Annotated in this window: 18 protein-coding genes; 10 read left to right on the top strand and 8 right to left on the bottom strand. The window is 73.2% G+C overall.

Translation table 11 applies throughout. From position 1 onward, the window contains the following. Complete coding sequence (locus AB0I81_RS43930; protein ID WP_360670662.1) at positions 1 to 909, bottom strand: cyclase family protein; 909 nt, start codon at positions 907 to 909, stop codon at positions 1 to 3. A gap of 30 nt (positions 910 to 939) precedes the next feature. Here AB0I81_RS43930 and AB0I81_RS43925 point away from each other — a divergent pair, with 30 nt between their 5' ends. After that, positions 940 to 2,106 (top strand): serine hydrolase domain-containing protein, encoded by a 1,167-nt coding sequence (locus AB0I81_RS43925; protein WP_360670659.1) that lies wholly within the window; start codon positions 940 to 942, stop codon positions 2,104 to 2,106. Positions 2,107 to 2,111: 5 nt separating this feature from the next. Here AB0I81_RS43925 and AB0I81_RS43920 read toward each other — a convergent pair whose 3' ends face one another. After that, complete coding sequence (locus AB0I81_RS43920) at positions 2,112 to 2,849, bottom strand: SDR family NAD(P)-dependent oxidoreductase (RefSeq protein WP_360670889.1); 738 nt, start codon at positions 2,847 to 2,849, stop codon at positions 2,112 to 2,114. Between the two features lie 100 nt (positions 2,850 to 2,949). Then, positions 2,950 to 3,540 (bottom strand): isochorismatase family cysteine hydrolase, encoded by a 591-nt coding sequence (locus tag AB0I81_RS43915; RefSeq protein WP_360670656.1) that lies wholly within the window; start codon positions 3,538 to 3,540, stop codon positions 2,950 to 2,952. A 116-nt stretch (positions 3,541 to 3,656) separates the two neighbouring features. Here AB0I81_RS43915 and AB0I81_RS43910 point away from each other — a divergent pair, with 116 nt between their 5' ends. The 7 genes from AB0I81_RS43910 to AB0I81_RS43880 all read left to right on the top strand — a co-directional run bounded on the left by AB0I81_RS43910 (position 3,657) and on the right by AB0I81_RS43880 (position 12,613). Beyond that, positions 3,657 to 5,354 (top strand): serine/threonine-protein kinase, encoded by a 1,698-nt coding sequence (locus AB0I81_RS43910; RefSeq protein WP_360670653.1) that lies wholly within the window; start codon positions 3,657 to 3,659, stop codon positions 5,352 to 5,354. A gap of 44 nt (positions 5,355 to 5,398) precedes the next feature. Further along, on the top strand, positions 5,399 to 5,761 hold the full coding sequence (locus tag AB0I81_RS43905) for an OB-fold domain-containing protein (protein WP_360670650.1): 363 nt from the start codon (positions 5,399 to 5,401) through the stop codon (positions 5,759 to 5,761). Beyond that, positions 5,758 to 6,081 (top strand): VOC family protein, encoded by a 324-nt coding sequence (locus AB0I81_RS43900; protein ID WP_360670647.1) that lies wholly within the window; start codon positions 5,758 to 5,760, stop codon positions 6,079 to 6,081. Before AB0I81_RS43905 ends, AB0I81_RS43900 begins: the two co-directional genes overlap by 4 nt. A 20-nt stretch (positions 6,082 to 6,101) precedes the next feature. Continuing rightward, positions 6,102 to 7,610: a class I adenylate-forming enzyme family protein gene (locus AB0I81_RS43895; RefSeq protein WP_360670644.1), complete on the top strand. Its 1,509-nt coding sequence runs from the start codon at positions 6,102 to 6,104 to the stop codon at positions 7,608 to 7,610. Beyond that, entirely contained in the window at positions 7,607 to 9,754 is a 2,148-nt protein-coding gene (locus AB0I81_RS43890; RefSeq protein ID WP_360670641.1) for an acetate--CoA ligase family protein, read from the top strand. Before AB0I81_RS43895 ends, AB0I81_RS43890 begins: the two co-directional genes overlap by 4 nt. Then, the gene (locus AB0I81_RS43885; protein ID WP_360670638.1) at positions 9,741 to 10,490 is read left to right on the top strand and encodes a glucose 1-dehydrogenase; all 750 of its coding nucleotides are present in this window, start codon (positions 9,741 to 9,743) and stop codon (positions 10,488 to 10,490) included. Before AB0I81_RS43890 ends, AB0I81_RS43885 begins: the two co-directional genes overlap by 14 nt. Positions 10,491 to 10,765: 275 nt before the next feature. Beyond that, positions 10,766 to 12,613 (top strand): CHAP domain-containing protein, encoded by a 1,848-nt coding sequence (locus tag AB0I81_RS43880; RefSeq protein ID WP_360670635.1) that lies wholly within the window; start codon positions 10,766 to 10,768, stop codon positions 12,611 to 12,613. A gap of 2 nt (positions 12,614 to 12,615) precedes the next feature. On the opposite strand, the gene AB0I81_RS43875 is transcribed toward AB0I81_RS43880, so the two are convergent. The 3 genes from AB0I81_RS43875 to AB0I81_RS43865 all read right to left on the bottom strand — a co-directional run bounded on the left by AB0I81_RS43875 (position 12,616) and on the right by AB0I81_RS43865 (position 15,617). Continuing rightward, positions 12,616 to 13,443 (bottom strand): TIGR03619 family F420-dependent LLM class oxidoreductase, encoded by an 828-nt coding sequence (locus AB0I81_RS43875; protein ID WP_360670632.1) that lies wholly within the window; start codon positions 13,441 to 13,443, stop codon positions 12,616 to 12,618. Further along, complete coding sequence (locus AB0I81_RS43870) at positions 13,440 to 14,402, bottom strand: acyl-CoA dehydrogenase family protein (RefSeq protein WP_360670629.1); 963 nt, start codon at positions 14,400 to 14,402, stop codon at positions 13,440 to 13,442. Before AB0I81_RS43870 ends, AB0I81_RS43875 begins: the two co-directional genes overlap by 4 nt. 111 nt (positions 14,403 to 14,513) lie before the next feature. Next, positions 14,514 to 15,617: an acyl-CoA dehydrogenase family protein gene (locus AB0I81_RS43865; protein ID WP_360670626.1), complete on the bottom strand. Its 1,104-nt coding sequence runs from the start codon at positions 15,615 to 15,617 to the stop codon at positions 14,514 to 14,516. A 66-nt stretch (positions 15,618 to 15,683) separates the two neighbouring features. Here AB0I81_RS43865 and AB0I81_RS43860 point away from each other — a divergent pair, with 66 nt between their 5' ends. Next, positions 15,684 to 16,844, top strand: a complete 1,161-nt coding sequence (locus AB0I81_RS43860) for a helix-turn-helix domain-containing protein (RefSeq protein ID WP_360670623.1) — start codon at positions 15,684 to 15,686, stop codon at positions 16,842 to 16,844. Here AB0I81_RS43860 and AB0I81_RS43855 read toward each other — a convergent pair. Further along, positions 16,822 to 17,787 (bottom strand): alpha/beta hydrolase, encoded by a 966-nt coding sequence (locus AB0I81_RS43855; RefSeq protein ID WP_360670620.1) that lies wholly within the window; start codon positions 17,785 to 17,787, stop codon positions 16,822 to 16,824. The two genes, AB0I81_RS43860 and AB0I81_RS43855, sit on opposite strands and share 23 nt — an antisense overlap. Before the next feature lie 178 nt (positions 17,788 to 17,965). Here AB0I81_RS43855 and AB0I81_RS43850 point away from each other — a divergent pair, with 178 nt between their 5' ends. Next, positions 17,966 to 18,688 (top strand): dienelactone hydrolase family protein, encoded by a 723-nt coding sequence (locus tag AB0I81_RS43850; protein ID WP_360670617.1) that lies wholly within the window; start codon positions 17,966 to 17,968, stop codon positions 18,686 to 18,688. On the opposite strand, the gene AB0I81_RS43845 is transcribed toward AB0I81_RS43850, so the two are convergent. After that, on the bottom strand, positions 18,685 to 19,425 hold the full coding sequence (locus AB0I81_RS43845; protein ID WP_360670615.1) for an ABC transporter ATP-binding protein: 741 nt from the start codon (positions 19,423 to 19,425) through the stop codon (positions 18,685 to 18,687). The genes AB0I81_RS43850 and AB0I81_RS43845 overlap by 4 nt on opposite strands. Positions 19,426 to 19,449 lie beyond the last annotated feature (24 nt).

Here is a 19,449-nt window from a genome sequence, read left to right as displayed (position 1 = left end):
TCACAGAATCGCCAACGGGCTGAGCGGGCTCCCGGTACCTCCCTCGATCCGCAGCGGCGCCGCCACGAACACGAACTCCGTACGGCCCGCCGCCGCCAGCTCCTCCAGCCACAACATCTCGACGAGATGGATGCCGTGCCGGTGCAGCAACAGCAGATGCAGGTCGTCCGCCAGGGGTTCGTCGGCCAGACCGCGCGCGTTGAGCCCGCCCACGGCGGCGTTGTCGCAGGCCACCGCCGCCACGTCGTGCGCCGCCAGCCACCGCCCCGCCTCCGCCGACAGTCCGGGCTGACCCGACCAGTACTCCTCCCGCGAACGCTCCCAGACCACCGGCCACCCGGTACGGACAACCGCCACGTCCCCGGCACGCGGCTCGGCGATCTCCGCCAGCACCCCCGCCGGCACCCGGTAACCGGCGGGCAGGTGGTCAAGACCGAGCAGCCCGGGCACGTCGAACAGCACCCCCCGCGCCACCACCCCGCCCACGTGCTCGATCCCGCACCGCGTGGCCCCGTAGGAGCGGACCCGGGCGGCCGGATGGCCGTTGTACAGCTCGTCGCCCGACCACATGTGGCATAACGCGTCCATGTGGGTGGTCGTCCCGTGGCAGGTGACGACCAGGGCGTCGTCGGCCACCCGTAACCCCTGGCCGATCGGCCGGGCGCCCGCCGCGTAGTCGCCGCCGTCCACGGACATGAAGTGTTGCGGCAGCGGACGGCCCGGCAGGTGCGGGACCGTGCCGGGGGCGGGCGAGGAGGTGGCGCCCCTGATCGGCATGGCCAGGCTGAGCACCTGGCCGGTGGTGGCGCTGCGCAGGGCGTCGAGGACCACGGCGGGGGTGAGCAGGTTGAGGGTGCCCCGCTGATCGTCTGGGCCGAATCGTCCCCAGTTGTTAGGCTCGGTAGCCAAGTAAGCGCTTCCTTTCGCTGCGGAGGTCTGATGCACTGCCATCCTCGGTTCTCCCGCGTACGCGAGGTGTTCGATCGTCATTTCGCTGACGGCGAGGAACTCGGCGCGGCCTTCGCCGTCTACCTGGACGGCGAGCTGGTCGTGGACCTGTGGGACGGGATCGCCGACCGGCACACCGGCCGGCGGTGGGAACGCGAGACGCCCGCCTTCGCCTACTCCTGCACCAAGGCGATCACCGCCGCCGTGCTCCTGCAACTCGTGGAGCGCGGGCTGGTGGACGTGCGCGCGCCGGTCGCGGACCTGTGGCCCGAGTTCGCGGCGCGCGGCAAGGCGGCGACCACCGTCGAGCACCTGCTCAGCCACCAGGCGGGGCTGCCGGTGGTGGAGGAGCCGGTGCCGGTGGAGGAGTTCGAGGACCATCAGGCGATCGCGGCGCGGCTGGCCGGCCAGAGCCCCCTGTGGGAGCCGGGGAGCGCGCACGGCTACCACGCGCTGTCGTACGGCTTCCTGGTGGGCGAGGTGATCAGGCGGGTGACGGGCAAGCCGGTGGGCGAACTGGTGGCGGCCGAGCTCGCGGGGCCGCTGGAGCTGGAGATGTGGGTGGGCGCGCCGGACGACGTGATCGCCCGTACGGCGCGGCTCAAGGCGGCCGAACGCCCCAGGCCCGGCCAGATCCCCCCGGTCACCGAGGCCGAGAAGGGGCGGCCACAGGACCTCGTGGCCGAGATGACCAGGGCGGCGCTCGACCCGGAGAGCCTGATGAACCAGGCGCTCGGCAATCCCGCCATGAACCTGGTCAAGGGCGGCGCGAACAACCCGGTGATCCTGCGGGCCGGATGGCCGGCTGCTGGCGTGGTCACCACCGCCAGAGGGCTGGCCGGGTTCTACCGTGCGCTGGTCGGCGGCGACCTGGTGCGCCCCGAGACGCTCACCGAGGCCCTGCGGCCCCGCGTGGAGGGCCCCGACCGGGTCCTGTACCTGGACACCTCGTTCGGGCTCGGCTTCATGTTGCCGTCGCTGATGTTCCTGATGCCCTCGCGCACCGCGTTCGGCCACTCGGGCATGGGCGGCTCGATCGGCATGGGCGACCCCGGGCGCGGCCTGGCCGTCGGGTACGTGATGAACAAGATGGCCAACGCGATCACCGGCAACCTGCGCGGGCTGCGCCTGGTCCAGGCGGTCTACGACTCCTTGTGAGCGCATCAGTGCATGGTCACGCCGCCGCTCACGGACAGGGTCTGCCCGGTGATGTACGCGGCGCGCTCCGTACACAGGTAGGCCACCAGCCCGGCCACGTCGGCGGGTGTGCCGAGGCGGCGCAGCGGGATGCCCCGCACGATCTTGTCGACCAGCCCCGGCTCCGCGTCGGCCACCCGGTGCAGCATGGGAGTGTCGACGGGTCCGGGGCAGACCACGTTGGAGGTGACGTGCGCGCGGGCGGCCTCCCGCGCCAGCGTCTTGGCCAGGCCGAACAGCCCCGCCTTGGTCGCCGCGTAGGCCCCCTCGCCGCCCGACCCCGCCCTGGCCCCGTCAGAGGAGACGAACACCAGCCGTCCCCAGGCGCGCTCCATCATGCCCGGCAGCAGCAGCTTGGTGAGCAGCATGGGCCCGCGCAGGTTGACCCGCCACATGAGGTCCCAGCCCGCCGGGTCGCCCTCGACGAACGGCTCCACGACCGCCACCCCGGCGTTGTGCACCAGGATGTCGGCTCGCTCCACCGCGTTCGCGAACTCCTCGACCGACGCCGGTGAGGCCAGGTCCAGGGGCATCGCCCGCGCGCCGGGCAGCCCGCCCGCCACCTCGCGGGCCCCTGCCAGGTCCACGTCGGCGATCACCACCCGGCCGCCGAGCGCGGTCAGGTCCCGCGCGATGGCCGCCCCGATCGCACCGGCCGCACCGGTGACCACGGCCACACGCCCGTCCAGACGCGTCCCGTCCATCATGTCCACGCCCCCACGCGCCCGCCCCGACGCATCCCGGCCCGCACGTCCACGCCAACGCCCCGGCGTATCCCGGCCCGCACATCCCGGCGTGTGCTCGTCATTTCCACGCCTCGACCAGGTCGGTGGTTGTGGAGCGGGTGGCCAGCAGGCTGATCGTGTGCTTCAGTACGGCCCGCGCGTAGTCCTCGGGGATGCCCGCCACCGCGTCCGTGACCACCGTCACCCGGTAGCCCAGGTTGACCGCCTCCAAGGCAAGCCCGGGGATGCCCAGGTTGAGCGACACGCCGAGCGCGACCACGGCCGGGACGCCCAGCGAGCGCAGCGTCATGTCGAGCGAGGTGCCGGTGAACGGGGAGAACCCGTGGTGACGGCGGCTCTCCAGGTCGCCGTCCGCGCGCAGTTCCGGCAGGACCTCGGTGGCGGCCGTGCCCTCCAGCATGTGGCCGGGGTCCTTGAGCAGGGAGACGATGAACGGGCAGTTGTCCGTGTGGGAGCCGGCCCGGTCGGGCCGGAAGGCGGCGGTGCAGTGGATCACGGGATGCCCGGCCCGCCTGGCCGCGCCCAGCACCCGCCCGGCGTTGGCGATCACGTCGTGGCGGTCGCACGCCTCCACCAGATCCGGAAATTTCGTCAAATCGCCGACGACGCCCCGCTGCATCTCCATGACCAGCACCGCCACGCGCTCCACCGGCAACCTCCACAAGCGCTTGCTTGGCAGGCAGCATAACACCCGCGCCGCGTGACAACCCGGACCCCAAATGAGACCTTCAAATCTGAGAACGACCACCCGGACGGGGGTTGGACTTGGTCTCTGGTCACCGTGACGTCCCTGGTTACCATGACGCACGCCAGCTCGGCGCGGGCCGCACCGGCCGCGTGTTCCTGGCGACCTACGAATCCACCGGCGCGTACGTGGCCATCAAGTACCTCAACGCCACCCTGCGCAGGGACGCCGAGTTCATGGACCGCTTCCGCGCGGACGCCCCCCGCCTGGTCGAGCTCGACGACCCGAACGTGGTGCGCCTGCACGAGTACGTCGAGACCGCCGACCGGGCGGCCGTGGTCATGGAGCTGGTGGACGGCGTGCCGCTGCGCACGCTGCTGGCCGAGCACGGCGGGCTCAGCCCCGAGGCGGCACTGGCGGTGCTCAAGAGCACGCTGCTTGCCCTGGCCGCCGCCCACGGGAAGGGCGTGCCGCACCGCGACGTCCAGCCGGGCAACATCCTGGTCCAGGCCGACGGGACCGGCAAGCTGGGTGACTTCGGCGTCGTGGTGCACGCCGAGGAGCCGGGCGTGCCGGCGGGCAGTCCCGCGTACATGTCGCCCGAGTTGTGGACGCAAGGCACGGCGGGTCCTGCGGCCGACGTGTACGCGGCTGCGTGCGTGTTGTTCGAGTCGGTCAGGGGGCGGCCGCCTTACCGGGCGTACACGGAGGGCGGCGAGCAGGACGTGCCCGCGCTGCGCGACAAGCACCTGGTGGAGCCGGTGCCGCTGGAGCAGGCGCCCGACACGCTGCGCGACCTGCTGCGGCAGGGGCTGGCCAAGGATCCGGCGGCCAGGTACGGCTCGGCCGAGCGGTTCGGGGTGGAGCTGGAGCAGGACGCGGTGGCCGGCTACGGCCAGGACTGGGAGAAGCGCGGGCGGCGCCACCTGGCGGAGCTGGCCACGCTACTCGCCCTGCGCTTCCCGCTGGCCGGAAACGACGGCGGCGCCCCGGTCGGGTCCGGCCTGCGCGGGCGGCTGTCAGCCCAGGGAGCGACCGGCCTGCGCGGGCGGCTGTCAGCCCAGGCCGCGACCGGTCTGCGCGGGCGGCTGGTGCGGCTGCCGGCCCAGTTCTGGGTCGCGGGCGCGGCCGTGGTGGCGGCGCTGGTCGCCATCATGTTGTCGGGCGGCGGCCTCCCGTCGGGGACCGGCACGATCCTCATGCCACCACCCCAGGCCCAGATCCAGCCCGCCCCCACCGTCGAACCCCCCGAGAGCACACCCACGCCCTCCAGAACGCCCGCCCCGCGCGCCACCACTCCCCCGCCCCCGCCGCCCGCCACCACCCGCCAGGGCGGCGGCGGCCGGATGCCGGTCCCCACCGTGCTGACCGCCACCATCCTGCGCTGGAACGGCACGGCCGGCTCGATCGCGGTCTCCGTGGACGGCACGGCGGCCGTACGGCTGCGGATCGCCTACACCCGGCGCGACGACGACGGCGGGGCGGCCGGCACGGTCCGCCGGGAGAGCCGCACCCTGCGCGGACGGACCTCCTACACCCTCGGCGTCACGCACTCCCCCGGCCGGGTGGCGTGCGGCGCGCGCAGGCACGTCGGCATGCTGGTCATGACCGAGCCGGCCGCGCTGAACGGCCCGCAGGTGAGCGAGGTGGCGGTGAACGGCCCCGCCTGCCCCACCCCCGCCACGCCGACACCAATGCCGACGCCGACGCCGGTCCCCACGATCACTCCCACGCCGTCGGTCTCGGAGCCGGTCGCGTCCGAGAGCCAGGTGCGCTGACCGGGCCTTGTCGGGCAACCAAGCGTGCGCTAGCTTGGCAATCGATGAGCGGTGACACCTCCCCCTACTGGGCCGCCTGCGCGCGCGGCGAACTCCTCATCCAGCGCTGTACGGCCTGCGACCGCCGCATCCACCTGCCCGAGTCCGCCTGCCCCTGGTGCGGCGGCGGCCAACTGGTGTTCGACCCGGTCTCCGGCGAGGGCGTCGTGCACACCTACACGGTCGCGCACCGCTCGTTCGCCCCCGGCTACACCGGCCGCGAGCCGTACGTGATGGCCTGGGTGGACCTGCCGGAGGGGGTGCGGGCCTTCGGGCACGTGGTGGGGTGCCCGCCGGAGCAGGTGCGCATCGGCCTGCCCGTACGCGTGACGTTCCTCGACGACCTGCCCCACTGGAGGCCCGCGTGAAGCTCGGCAACGTCCTGATCCCCGTCGCCGACCTGGACGAGGCGATCGCCTTCTATGGGCTGCCGGTCAAGTTCCGCGACGGCGACCGGTTCGCCGCACTAGACGCGGGCGGGATGACCGTGGCGCTGGCGGGGCCGGCGGAGCACGTCACCGAGTCGGCCGCGCCGTCGTACAAGGTGGCGGACGTGGGCCGGGCCGTGGCGGAGATGGCGGCGCGCGGCGCCGAGGTGGTGCGGGCGCCGGAGGCGGGGCCGCACGAGACGCGGGCCGTGCTGCGTGATCCCTCAGGAAACGTCTTCGTGCTCTATTCGCCCCTCTGACCCTCCGTGGAGGCACCCCCATGGCACGATCACCGTACGGCAACTACGGTCACGCGGTCCTGACCGCCGCCGCGCTGCGCACGCCCGACCGGGTGGCGCTGACCTACTGCGGCGGGCAGAGCTTCACCTACGACCAGCTCAACAGGAACGTCAACCGCCGCGCCAACGCCCTGCTCGAAGCCGGGATCACGCCGGGCAGGCGGGTGGCGGCGCTGCTCAACGAGACGTTGCGGGTGGCCGAGGTCTACCTGGCGCAGGCCAAGATCGGGGCCGTCACGGCGGCGCTGAACCCGTACTGGCCGGTGGAGACGCTGCGCGAGGTGGTGGCGGCGGCCCGGTGCACGGCGTTCGTCTACGACGCGACCGTGGAGGCGGTGGTGCAGCAGATCAGGCCGTCGCTGCCGCAGGTGACGGCGTGGATCCACGTACGTGACCTGGAGGCGGCCTCGGACGAGGAGCCGCCGCTCGGCGGGCACCACGACGATCCGCTGGCGCTCTACTTCACCTCGGGCACGACCGGGCTGCCCAAGGCCGTGCTGCACACGCACGCCTCCTCGCTGGCCACCGCGCAGATCTGGCTGGACGTGCCGCGCGGGCCCGACTCGGTGTTCGGCACGGGCGCGATCATCTGGGGCATCGGCTTCCCGGCCATCGCGGGGCCCGCGCTGTACGCGGGGATGCGGCTGGTGCTGGAGCAGGACTGGGGGCCGGCGAACTTCCTGCGCGTGGTGCCGCGCGAGCGGGTCACGCACGTGTCGCAGATCCCCTCGTTCTACTCGGCGCTGCTGGCCTCGCCCGCGCACGAGGACGTGGACCTGTCGTCGATCCAGGTGATCATGCTGGGCGGGGAGCCGCTGACCGCGACCATGCTCGACCGGATCAAGGCCAGGCTGCCGGGGGCGGGCGTGTACTCCTACTACGGGCAGACCGAGGCGCCGTACACGTGCATGGGGCGGGTGGACGACGGCTCCATCCCGCTGGGCTCCTCGGGACGGGCCCGTACGGGGAACGCGGTGCGGATCACCGGCCCGCAGGGGGACGCGGTCATCGACGAGGTCGGCGAGATCAACCTGGCCGGGCCGCACCGGATGGCCGGGTACGACGGGCTGCCGGACAGGACTGCGGAGGTGCTGCGCGGCGACTGGTATGTGGGCGGCGACCTCGGCACGCTCTCCGCCGACGGCGTGCTGCGGGTGCTCGGCCGCAGGGAGGACTCGATACTCAAGGGCGGGGTGTGGACCCAGCCGGCCGTGATCGAGGAGGCGGCCTCGTCGCTCGACGGGGTGGCGGAGGCGGGCGCGGTGGGGGTGCCGGAAGGGGCCTCCGAGCAGCGGGTACTGCTGGCCGTGGTGCCCAGGGCCGGGCACTCGCTGGACGCCTCCAAGCTGGCCCTGGCGCTGGCCGACCTGCTGCCCGCGCACCAGCGGCCCGACGACATCGTGGTGGCCGAGGAGCTGCCGCACTCGCAGGACGCCTCGGGCGGGCCGGGCAAGCTGCTGCGCGGGAAGATCCGCGAGCTGCACTGGTGAGCGTCTACGAGCACGAGGTGAAGGCACTGCTCAGGGAGGCCGGAGTGCCGGTCCCGCGCGGCGTGGTGGTGCTCGGGGACGGCTCCGGGATACACGGGGACGGCTTCGTGATGCGCTCCGGGGCGCGCGGGGACGGCTTCGTGGTGGGCGGAGACGGCGTCGTGGTGCGCGCGGACGACTTCGGGGCGGCTCGGGGCCTGGCCGGGCCGCTCGTGCTGAAGGCGTTCGGGCCGGGGCTGACGCACAAGTCCGAGGCCGGGGCCGTGGTGCTCGGGCTGACGCATGAGGAGTTGCGGCCGGCGGCGGCCGAGATGCGGGCGCGGCTGGATCCGGCGGGGTTCCTGGTCGAGGAGCAGGCCGGGCCGGGGGTCGAGCTGATCGTCGGGCTGGTGCGGGAACCGGCGTTCGGGCCGGTGCTGCTCGCCGGGCTGGGCGGGGTGTTCGCGGAGGCGCTGCGGGACACGGCGCTGCGGCTCTGTCCGATCTCGGAGTTGGACGCGCGGCGCATGCTGGCCGGTCTGCGCGGGGCGGCGCTGCTGGACGGCTGGCGCGGCGGCCCGGCGGTGGACGTGGACGCGGTGGTCAAGCTGCTGATGGCGGTCGGCGGGGCCGGTGGGCTCTGGGAGCGGCTGGAGCTGGGCGAGTTCGAGCTGAACCCGGTGATCGCGAGCCCTTCCGGAGTGATCGCGGTCGATGCCCGCCTTGTGCCGGCCCAAGCATCGCACCCGCCCGCCGCTTCCCGCCCGGCAGGCGGCCACGCACCGCCCGCCACCGCCTCTCGCCCGGCGGACTTCCTGCCGCTCTTCGAGCCCAGGGCCGTGGCCGTCGTCGGCGCGTCCACGTCCCGGCCGAACTTCGGCAACATGTTCCTCGGCTTCTACCGCGACACGGGCGTCCCGCTGGTGGCCGTGCACCCGACGGCGGCGGAGGTGGCCGGGGTTCCCGCCGTGCCCTCGCTCGCGCAGGCGGAGGTGGACTACGCGCTGGTGGCCGTGCCGGCCGAGCGCTGCGCCGAGGTGGTGCGGCAGGCGCGCGGGGTGCCGTTCACGCAGGTGATGAGCGGCGGCTTCGGCGAGCTGGGGCGTCCCGAGCTGGAGGAGGAGCTGCTCGCGGCGGCGCGGGAGTCGGGCACGCGGCTGCTCGGGCCCAACTGCATGGGCGTGTACTGCCCCAGGGGAGGTCAGACGTTCGTCGGCGGCGGGATGGGCCCGGCGGGTACGGTCGCGCTGATCTCGCAGAGCGGCGGCCTGGCCGGTGAGGTGATCAAGGTCGGGGAGCGGCGGGGGCTGGCGTTCAGCCGGGTCGTCACCGTCGGGAACGCGGCCGACGTCACCCCGGCCGAGCTGCTGCGCTGGCTCGCCCGCGACGCCGAGACGCGGGCCGTCGGGCTGTACCTGGAGGACCCGCGCGACGGGCGCGAGCTCTACACGGCGCTGCGGGACGCGGATCTGCCCGTGGTGCTGCTGGTCGGCGGGCGCACCGGACAGGGTCAGCGGGCGGCGGCCTCCCACACGGGCGGCCTGGTGAGCGACCGGCGGGTCTGGGAGGCGGTGGCCGGGCAGACGGGGGCGGCGCTGGTGTCCTCGCAGGACGATCTGATCGGGGTGCTGGCGTACTTCCAGGCGCACGGCGCGCGCACCACCTCCGGGGACGGGGTGCTGGTGGCGGGGCCGAGCGGGGGCGCGAGCGTGCTGGCCGCCGACGTGTTCGACCGGGCGGGGGTACGACTCGATCCGCTGCCGGACGAACGCCTGGCCGCGCTGCGTGACCTCGGGGTGGTGGCGACGGGCAACCCGCTCGAAGTGCCCGTGGGACCGCTGGGCCGGGCCGCGCTGGTGCCCGAGGTGATCGACGCGCTGGCCGGGCCGTACCGCGATGTCGTGGCGCACGTGAACGTGCCGGCCTTCTTCACCTACGCGAGCGCCGCCGAGCCCCTGTACGCCTACGCCAGGGCGCTGGTCGGAGCCCAGGAGGCGCGGCCCGGCGTCAGGATCACCCTGGTCACCAGGAACGGCGAGTGCGCGCCCGAGGGCGTCGTGGACGAGGTCGGTCGGATCGCGGCGGAGGCGGGCATCCCCGTCTACCGCTCCATGGAGGCGGCCGCCGTGGCCGTCGCGGCAGGAGGACGGCATGGGGCTGCTTGACGGCAAGGTCGCGCTGATCACCGGCGGGGCGCGGGGCATGGGGGAGGCGCATGTGCGGCTGTTCCTCCAGGAGGGGGCCCAGGTGGTGTTCGGCGACGTGCTGGAGGAGGAGGGCAAGGCGCTGGCGGAGGAGACGGGGGCCACGTTCGTGCGGCACGACGTGACCAGCCCGCAGGAGTGGGAGCGGGCGGTGACGACGGCCGGTGAGGTGTACGGCAGGCTCGACGTGCTGGTCAACAACGCCGGGATCCTGACGTTCGGGCGCGTGGCCGACATGTCGCCGGAGGACTTCGACCGGGTGATCGGGGTGAACCTCAAGGGCACCTGGCTGGGGATCAAGTCGGTCATCGAGCCGATGAAGGCGGCCGGGCGCGGGTCGGTCGTGAACATCTCCTCGATCGAGGGCTACATCGGCGCCGAGGGGCTGTCGGCGTACTCGGCCTCGAAGTTCGGGGTGCGCGGCATCACGAAGTCGGCGGCGCGGGAGCTGGCCAGGTTCAAGATCCGGGTGAACTCGGTGCATCCCGGGGCGATCAACACCTCGATGGCCCTGAATCCGGAGCTGATGAACGAGGTGGACCCGGACGCCTTCGTGAAGTCCATGGTCATCAAGCGCTTCGCCAAGCCCGTGGAGGTCTCGCACGTGGTCGCCTTCCTGGCCTCCGACCGGGCCAGTTACTGCACGGGCAGCGAGTTCACGGTCGATGGGGGCCTGCTGACCGGCGCAGGGTACTGAGACCTACCCCAAAGGTAGATCTTTTTGTGTTAAACCACCTAGCCTTGGACATTTCTGGCAGCATCGCTGACCTGCGGTTTCCATCCCGAGGGAAGCATGGTCTCACCTTGGGACGTGCTTGACCTGGGGTTACGAAACGGTAACCTCTCTCATCACGGATGACGACAGGCCTCCGGTTTTGTCACACCAGTCCCGGGTTACCCCCCTGACCCAGTGCTGCGTGGATAAACCCGGTCTTGCCCGGAAGGCTGCCCCACACTTCCATGACGCCAGAGATGCAGAAGTTCATCGAACTGCTCGAGAGCCAGCTCGGCTACTCCGAGAAGTCCGACGCGTACACCAAGTTCGGTGACTGGTACGGCAAGAACGTCGAGTTCGACGCCGACTACAGCTCGGCGCCGTGGTGTGACATGTACCTCTCATGGGCCGCGCACAAGCTCGGCTACGAGGAGTGGATCGGGCAGTTCGCCTGGACGGTGGCGCACGCGAAGTGGTTCAAGGAGCAGGGCGCCTGGGGCAACAAGCCCAAGCCCGGCGCGATCGTCTTCTACGACTGGAGCGGCTCGAACGACATCGACAACATCGACCACGTCGGCATCGTGACGAGGGTCGAAGGCGGAACGATCCACACGATCGAGGGCAACATCGACGGCGGGGTCGCCAAGCGCAAGGAGCGCGAGACGGGCAAGGTGGTCGGGTACGGCTACCCCCAGCGCATCAAGGACCGGCTGGACGAGGCCAAGGCGCAGAAGAAGGCCGAGGAAGAGGCGTCGCGGATCGAACCGGGCACCGAGTCCGGCACGCTCCATGAGGCCGGCGAGCCGCTCAGCGCGATGATCCCCCGGAACGACGCGGGACCGTCCCAGCAGGACCGGGTCCTGGCCCTGGGGCCCGGGAAGCAGACGCGGTCCAAAGGGCAGACCGAGGGCCAGACTCCCGAGGAGGCCCAGGGCCGGCCGCGGGACGCCGAATCCAGGTCGGAGAGCCGCTCGGAGCCGGCCCCGAAGAAGGGCACTTCGTCGCCCGCCAAGCGAGCGGACACCACCTCGCCATCGGGTACCGACACGAAGAGTCCGCAGGCCACCGCCTCCCCTTCGACCACCGCCTCCCCTTCGACCGGCGCGGCCAAGAAGGGCAAGCACGCCGCACCGGCCACGGCGGGCACCGAGGAGGCGACCACCGAGCCGCTTCCCACCATCACCGACGCCTCCGCCACCGGTCCGCTCCCGGCCATCGACTCCCCGACGCTGGTGGGTTCGGCCCTGATCGCCGCCCTCGCGCTGCTCGCCGTGGTCAAGACCCGCCGCCTGCGCCTGAGCCCGGCCGGCGTCCCGGCGCTCAAGACGCCGCGCCCGTCCCGCGCCAAGGGCCGCCGCCGTCGCCGCAGGACCGCCGAGATCCCGGTGACCGCGACCACCCGCGGCGACGCCGAGCGCCGTCCCCTGGACCCGACCGAGCCTCGCAAGCTGCCGCTCACCAGGCCCTTCGACCTGGCCACCGACGCGCCGCGCCACGCCGCCCCCAGTCGCCGCACCGCACGCCACCACATTTCCGGTACGGGCGATTACGCCCCGGACTTCGACCGCGCCCGCTTCACCTTCACTGACGAGACGGGACCGCTGGAACGCCTCGCCTTCACCGACGAGACCGGACCGCTCGAACGCCTCGCCTTCACCGACCAGACCGGCCCCCTGGAACGCCTCGCCTTCACCGACCAGACCGGACCGCTCGAACGCCTCAGCTTCACCGACGGAACCGGGCCGTTGGAGGTCGTCCTCGACACGGGGCCGCTCCGGCGTTTCGTCGACACTGGCCCGTTCGAGCGCATCGTCATCCCGGGCGCGAGCAGCGCGTTCGACGCCTTCGCCCCGCCGAGGAGCAGGGGCGGGGACGCTCCCGAGACCAACCCCGCCTACCGGGGACGGCGGCGACGTCTCTCCGCCGAGGAGCACACCCGCGCCACGTTCATGCTCGACCCCACCCCCCGGGGCCGCCGGCACCGCCACACGGGCGTCGAGCCGTTCCCGATCGAAACCGCGGCGCGGGGCCGCCGCCACCGCAGGCCGCACGCCGAGGACGGGCGCCAGCTGGCAGGCGCGGGACGAGGCCGCCACCGCGCCTGACGTCATGCGACGAAGGTGCTCCTGACGTCGTACTCGGCGGCGAACTCGGCCAGCCTGGACACCGCGTCCCTGCTGCGCGTCCACGGTCGTACGATGAGCCGTTCCACCCCGAGCGCCGCCCAGCCGGCCACCTCCTCGGGGCCGGTCAGCTCGTACGCGTGCGCCGTCACCGGCACGCCCGCCCCGAGCCGCCGGAGCTGCGGCCTGATCGACTCGACCGTGTGCGGCATGCTGATCCACCCGTCGCACAACCGCGCCGCCCTGCGCAGCGCGGCGGCCGACTCCCCGCCCGCGAGCACGGGCAGCCGCCGCTGCACCGGCTTCGGCTCGAAGGCGACCTCGGGGAAGGAGTAGAAGCGCCCGGTATGGGCGACCATGGGTTCGCTCCAGAGCCGCCTGACCACCTCGATCGCCTCGTCCAGCCGCGCTCCCCTGCTGCCGAACGGCACCCCGGCCGCGTCCCACTCGCCCCGGTACCAGCCCGCCCCGACCCCGCAGATGGCCCGCCCGGAGGACACCACGTCCAGGGTGGCGAACGCGCGGGCCGACACGAACGGATGGCGCAGGGCGAGCAGTTGCACCGCCGTGCCCAGCCGGACGCGGGAGGTGTGCGCGGCCAGCCAGCACAGGTAGGCGGGCGCGTCGAACAGCGGCGTCCGCGGTCTGATCCCCGGATCGGACGTGCCCGGGTAGACGGCCGTGGACAGGTCGGTGGCGAAGACGAGGTGTTCGGGCAGCCACACCGACTCGAACCCCAGCTCGTCGGCCGCCACCGCCACGTCCTTCCAGGCGGCGGGGTGCAGCAGGCCGAGGGGGACGCCGAACTTCACGGGTACCTCCGTGGTGGGCCGCCATGGACGATCGCGGTGCGCAGGCGTTCGCGGTGGGCGGCCGTGGTGCCGTACGCGGTCGCGAGCGACCAGGCCCGCGCCAGCCAGAACCGCAGGTCCAGCTCCTCGGTGTACCCGATCGCGCCGTGAACCTGCAGCGCCACCCGCGCCGCGAGCGCAGCCGCCTCGCCGGCCGCCACCTTCGCCGCACTCGCGTCCCGATCCGCGCTCTCCTGTTGTTCCGCGCTCAGAGCCGCCCCGTACACCAGCGGCGCCGCGAACTCCACCGCCACGGCCACGTCGGCGAGGTGGTGCTTGACGGCCTGGAAGGACCCGATGGGAGCGCCGAACTGGGTACGGACCCGCGCATAGGCGACGGTGACCGAGAGCAGTTCCCTGGCGACCCCGACGAGCTGGGCGGCGGTCGCCACCGTGGCCGCCCGCAGCGCCGCGCCCACGTCGCCGGTCAGCTCCTCGGATGCGCCGTAGTCCACCTCGAACAGCGGCCGGCACGGGTCCACGCCGGGCCGGGGCGCGAGCCGTACGGACTCGGCCCGGACCAGCCGCGCCCCGCCGTCCCGCACCACCACCAGCAGGTCGGCCAGGTCGGCGTCCGCCGCGTACGCCTGCCCCGGCGGCAACACCGCGACCCGCACCGCGCCGGTGGCCAGCTTGGGCACCCCGCCCAGCAGGTACGGCGCCACCACCGCCGTCTCCACGACCGGCCCCGGCAGGCACGCCCGCCCGGTCTCCTCCAGCGCCGGCAGCATGTCGGCCAGCCCGAGCCCCAGCCCGTCGGCCTCGACCGGCAGCAGCAGCCCGAAGAACCCCAGCTCGGCGAGCTGCTCCCAGCCCGGCCGCCGCCCGGCCCGCAGCGCGGCGGGCGGGCAGTGCGCCCGCAACACGTCCCGCACGGTCGCACCCAGGGCAAGCTGCTCATCGCTGAAGGCGAAGTTCATCGCGGCACCCCCAAAGACAGATGCTCATCGCGGCACCCCCAAAAGACCGAAGTTCATCGCGGCACCCCCCAGAAGACCGAGGCTCATCGCGGCACTCCCAAAGACGGAGGCTCATCGCGGCAGCCCCAGGACGCGCTCGGCGACGATGTTGCGCTGGATCTCGTTGGTGCCCGCGTAGATGGGCCCCGCCAGCGAGAACAGGAACCCCTCCAGCCACCCCGCCACCCCCGCCCGATCCCCGAGCAACTCCATCGCCAGGGCGTGCATGCGCAGGTCCAGCTCGGACCAGAAGATCTTCCCCAGGCTGGCCGCCGCCCCGACCTCCTCCCCCGCCATGATCCGCCGCGCGGTCCCGAACGTGTGCAGCCGGTACGCCTCCGCCTCCACCCAGCACCTGGCCGCCCGATCGGCCAGAGCCGGGTCGCCGGCGTCGCGGGCCAGCGCGACGAGCCGGTCGGCGGTGGCCAGGAAACGGCCGGGGCTGCGCAGGGTCAGGCCACGCTCGGAGGAGGCGGTGGTCATCGCGATCCGCCAGCCCTCGCCCACCTGGCCGAGCACCATCGCCTCCGGTACGTACACGCCGTCGAAGCGCAGCTCCGCGAAGCCCGGCAGCCCGTCGAGCTGCGCGATCGGCCGTACGGCGACGTCGGTCATGGGGAACATGAAGTAGGTCAGCCCCCGGTGCCGCGCCCCGGAGGTGCGGAAGAGGCCGAATCCGTGGGTGGCGTGGGCGGCGCGCGTGCTCCACGTCTTGTGGCCGTACAGCCGCCAGCCGCCGGGTGCGGGCTCGGCGCGGGAGGTCAGGGCGGCCAGGTCGCTGCCGGCCTCGGGTTCCGACCATGCCTGCGCCCACACGTCCTCGCCCCCGGCCATCCTGGGCAGCCACTGCCGGCGCTGCTCGGGCGAGCCGTACCGCAGCAGGGACGGGCCCAGCAGGAAGATCCCGTTCTGGGTGACGCGGGCGGGGCAACCGGCGGCCCAGTACTCCTCCTCGAAGATCAGCCATTCGATGAGGGAGGCGCCGCGCCCGCCGTACTCCCGCGGCCAGGAGACGACCGACAGCCGCGCGCCCGCCAGCTCCGCCTCCCAGTCGCGGTGTGCGGCGAAGCCCTCGGGGGTGTCCATGGACGGGAGCGGCGGCGGCGCGTGGCTGCCGAGCCAGCCGCGAACCTCGGCGCGGAAGTCCCGTTCCGCCGGGGAGAAGTCGAGATCCACAACCTAAACCTAGCAATCGCTTGGTCAAACCGCCACGCCGCCGCGCACCGAACTACTCTGGTCCTTGTGCAGGGACTGCTGCTGCGGCTCTCCACGCTCGACGCCGACGCGGAGAGCGCGGTGCGGGTCATCGCCTACTTCGATTCGCTGGTGCGCGACCACGTGAGCGTGCCGGTGCTGCTCACCGCCACGGCCCGCCTGGCACAGTGCCCGGTCGGCCTCTTCGACGCGGCCACCGGCCGCCGCACCCGCACCTCGCCCGGCGGCTCCCTGGACACGCCCGTGTCCGAGCCGGCCCAGGTCAGGGAGCTGAGCGCGAGGCTCGGGAGCGTGTGGATGGAGCGCGAGGGGCCCGCGCACGGGCTCGACGAGATCGTGCTCGAACGCTACGCCGCCGCGGCCGAGGTCACCCTGGAACGGGCCGCCGCGCTGTCACGTACGGGCCGGGACCCGGCGCTGGTCGAGCTGGTCCTGTCGGCCGAGACCGGCGAGGCGGAACGTGCCCGCGCGCTGCGCCTGCTCGGCTTCGGCCCGGCCACCCCGCTGCGGGCCCTGGCCATCACCCTGCCCGACCGCGGGCTGGCCGCCGACCTGCGCGCGCTCGGCCACCACGTACGCGCCGCCACGGTCGGCGACACGGAGGCCGTGCTGGTCACGACCGCCTTACCGCGGTCCCTGAACGCCGAAGCCGTAGCGACCACCTTTCCCCGGCCCCTGAACGCCGAAGCCGTCGTGACCGACCTGCCGCGGCCCCTGAACGCCGAGACCGCACCTCTCAAGTTGCCCGACGGGGCCCGGGCCGGGATCGGGCCCGAGCTGCCCGGGGCGCGGGTGGCCGAGTCGTGGGCCGGCGCGCGTACCGCACTGCGCTTCACCGGCCCCCACGACCGGGTGATGCGCTGGTCGGAGCTGGGTGCGCTGGCGCTGTTCGCGGACCTGCCCGAGCAGGCGATCACGGCGCTGCCCGACGTCCAGGCGATGCACCGGCTCGGCGAGGGCTCGCGGCTCGCGGTGCGCGCGTTGTGCCTGGCGGGCTCGGTGCGCGGCGCGGCGAACGCCGTGCACCTGCACCACAGCTCGCTGGCCGCCCGCATCGCCCGCGCGGAGTCCGCACTCGGCTTCTCGCTGGCCGACCAGCCCGGCCGGTTGCGCGCCCACCTGGCCCTGGCCCTGCTGCGCCTGCTCGCCACGCCCGCGACGACCGCTAGAGACCGATCGCCCGCTTGAGCGCCGCCTCCCTGGCCTGCCTGGCCCGTACGCTCAACGCGGCGTCCGGCACCATCATGTCGGACCCGTGGAACGCCCCCGGATACAGGTGGAACTCGGTCGAGACCCCCGCCCCCACCAGCCGCTGCACGTAGTCGACGCACTCGTCCCTGAACACCTCCAGCTCCCCGACGTCCACGAACGTCGCCGGCAGCCCCGCCAGGTCCGTGGCCCGCGCGGGGGCGGCGTACGGCGGCACGTCGTCGGCGCCGGCCCGATCGCCGAGCAGCGCGGTCCAGCCGAAGAGATTGGCCTTCCTGTTCCACACCACGGCCTCGGTGAACTCGTGGCTGGACGGCGTGATGTTGCGGTCGTCGAGCATCGGGCAGATGAGCAGTTGGAAGGCCAGTTCGGGCCCGCCCCTGTCCCTGGCCAGCAGCGCGGTCGCCGCCGCCAGCCCGCCGCCCGCGCTGGCGCCGCCCACCATCAGCCGTCCCGGTTCGATGCCCAGCTCGGCGGCGTTCTTGGCGGTCCAGGCCAGCCCGGCGTAGCAGTCCTCGACGGGCGCGGGATGCGGATGCTCCGGCGCCAGCCGGTAGTCGACGGACACCCCGACCAGGCCCAGCCGCTCGGCGTACCCGATCATCATCGCGTCGTCCATCTCGGGCGCGCCGTAGATCATGCCGCCGCCGTGGATCCAGTAGAGCGCCGGGCGGCCCTCGCCCCGCTCCTCGGGCTGGTAGATGCGCAACCGGATGTCGGGCTGGCCCTCCGGTCCCGGGACGGTACGGTTCTCGACCGTCACCCGCGTCTCGGGCTCGGGCATCGCCGCCATCATCGCGCTCATCTGCGCCCGCTGGCCGGGCAGCGCCTCGTACGTCAGCGCGAACTCGTCGTCCGTCGGGATCGGCACCTGCGCGAGGCCGGCCTTGAGCTCGGGGTCGAGGTTGGGGTGTGTTGCCATGGGGATTCCCTTCCGCAGGAAATGGTGGGCTATGCCTAGATCTTCAGAGCTGGCGCCCTCGCGCACAACCCGCCATCCGGCCGCGATCGCCCGCCCCGGACCCGCCGTTCGGCGACACCCCGTACCAGCCTTGGCAGGGCCTGGCTAAGGGGGTGGGGTCATGCGGCATGCTGATCGCATGTGCCATTCCACCGACAGCAGGCCGCCGGCTCCGCCCGTTCAGGGCGAGGTGGCCTCACATGAGCAGTTCGAGCTGACCGCCGCCGACGGCAACCGCCTCATGGCCTACCGGGCCGAGCCCGCCGAGCCGAACGGGCGCGGCATGGTGATCCTGCCCGACGTGCGCGGCCTGCATCCCTTCTACCGTGACCTGGCCGTACGGTTCGCCGAGGCGGGGTTCCGTACGATCGCGATCGACTATTTCGGCCGCACCGCCGGCATCGGCGACCGCGGTGACGACTTCGACTTCATGACGCACGTCAACCAGATCGCCCACGACGGCGTGCGGGCCGACGTCAAGGCGGCCACGGCCGAGCTGGGCGGCGGCCCGGTGTTCACGACGGGCTTCTGCATGGGCGGCGCCCTGTCGTGGCAGCACGCCGCCGAGGGCAACGGCCTGTCGGGCGGCATCGGCTTCTACGGCGCGCTGCGCTTCATCGAGGAGCCGAAGTCGGGGCCCGGCGCGCCGCTGCTCCTGCTGCGCGGCGGGGCCGACAACGTGTCCACGCCGGAGGAGTTCGCCGCGTACGAGGCCGCGCTGGACCGGGTGGGCACCGAGCACGAGACGCACCTGTACGAGGGCGCGCCGCACTCGTTCTTCGACCGCACCTACGGCGAGTGGGCCGAGGTCTGCCAGGACGCCTGGCGTCAGATCCTGTCGTTCACCGAACGCCACTCCTAACCCAGGTAGGCGGCCCTGACCACCGGATCCTGGCGCACCTCGGCGGGCGTGCCGGTGGCGATCACCTTGCCCAGGTCGAGCACGACGATCCGGTCGCAGGTTCCCATCACGAACCCCATGTCGTGCTCGACCAGCAGCACGGTCGTGTCCAGCCCTCTGACGACCTCGCCCAGGCGAACGGTCTGCCCGGCGTCCAGCCCGGAGGTGGGCTCGTCGAGCAGCAACAACCGGGGGCGGTCTGCCAGGGCTCTGGCCAGTTCGACGAGGCGGCGCTGCCCGACGGGGAGCGCGGCGGCGTACGCGTCCCGCAGCCCGGTCAGCCCGCACAACTCCAGCACCTCGGCCACCCGCTCGCGCCGCTCGCGCTCCAGCCGCCGCCTGGCCGGCCAGCCGACCAGGTCAGCGGCGAGCCCGCCGCCACCGCCATGCCAGTCGAGCGCGGCCAGCACGTTGCCGGCCACGGTGAGCCGGCCGAACACCTGGGTCCGCTGGAACGTACGGCGCAGTCCGGCCCTGGCCCGCTTGACCGGCGGCACCCCGGTGACATCGCGATCACCGATCAGCACCCGCCCCTCGGCGGGCTTGCGCAGCCCGGACACCACGTCGAACAGCGTGGTCTTGCCGGCCCCGTTGGGCCCGATCACCCCGCAGACGACCCCCTCGCCGACCTCGAACGACACCTCGTCCAGCGCCCGGACCCCGCCGAAGGCCACCGACACTCCCGCCACCGCCAGCACGTCCTAGCTCACCCCCAGAAAAGC

Source organism: Nonomuraea sp. NPDC050404 (assembly GCF_040655495.1).
In the GTDB taxonomy this organism is placed as follows: Bacteria; Actinomycetota; Actinomycetes; order Streptosporangiales; family Streptosporangiaceae; genus Nonomuraea.
The sequence above is the reverse complement of the archived record's forward strand: the minus strand, read 5'-3'. Positions and strand labels throughout refer to the sequence as shown.

Excerpts from the sequence above, each read along its gene's own strand:
- AB0I81_RS43920 (WP_360670889.1), bottom strand. The coding sequence starts at position 2,849 with ATGGACGGGACGCGTCTGGACGGGCGTGTGGCCGTGGTCACCGGTGCG.
- AB0I81_RS43855 (WP_360670620.1), bottom strand. The coding sequence starts at position 17,787 with ATGGCAACACACCCCAACCTCGACCCCGAGCTCAAGGCCGGCCTCGCG.
- AB0I81_RS43880 (WP_360670635.1), top strand. The coding sequence starts at position 10,766 with ATGCAGAAGTTCATCGAACTGCTCGAGAGCCAGCTCGGCTACTCCGAG.
- AB0I81_RS43925 (WP_360670659.1), top strand. The coding sequence starts at position 940 with ATGCACTGCCATCCTCGGTTCTCCCGCGTACGCGAGGTGTTCGATCGT.
- AB0I81_RS43895 (WP_360670644.1), top strand. The coding sequence starts at position 6,102 with ATGGCACGATCACCGTACGGCAACTACGGTCACGCGGTCCTGACCGCC.
- AB0I81_RS43905 (WP_360670650.1), top strand. The coding sequence starts at position 5,399 with ATGAGCGGTGACACCTCCCCCTACTGGGCCGCCTGCGCGCGCGGCGAA.
- AB0I81_RS43870 (WP_360670629.1), bottom strand. The coding sequence starts at position 14,402 with ATGAACTTCGCCTTCAGCGATGAGCAGCTTGCCCTGGGTGCGACCGTG.
- AB0I81_RS43850 (WP_360670617.1), top strand. The coding sequence starts at position 17,966 with ATGTGCCATTCCACCGACAGCAGGCCGCCGGCTCCGCCCGTTCAGGGC.
- AB0I81_RS43885 (WP_360670638.1), top strand. The coding sequence starts at position 9,741 with ATGGGGCTGCTTGACGGCAAGGTCGCGCTGATCACCGGCGGGGCGCGG.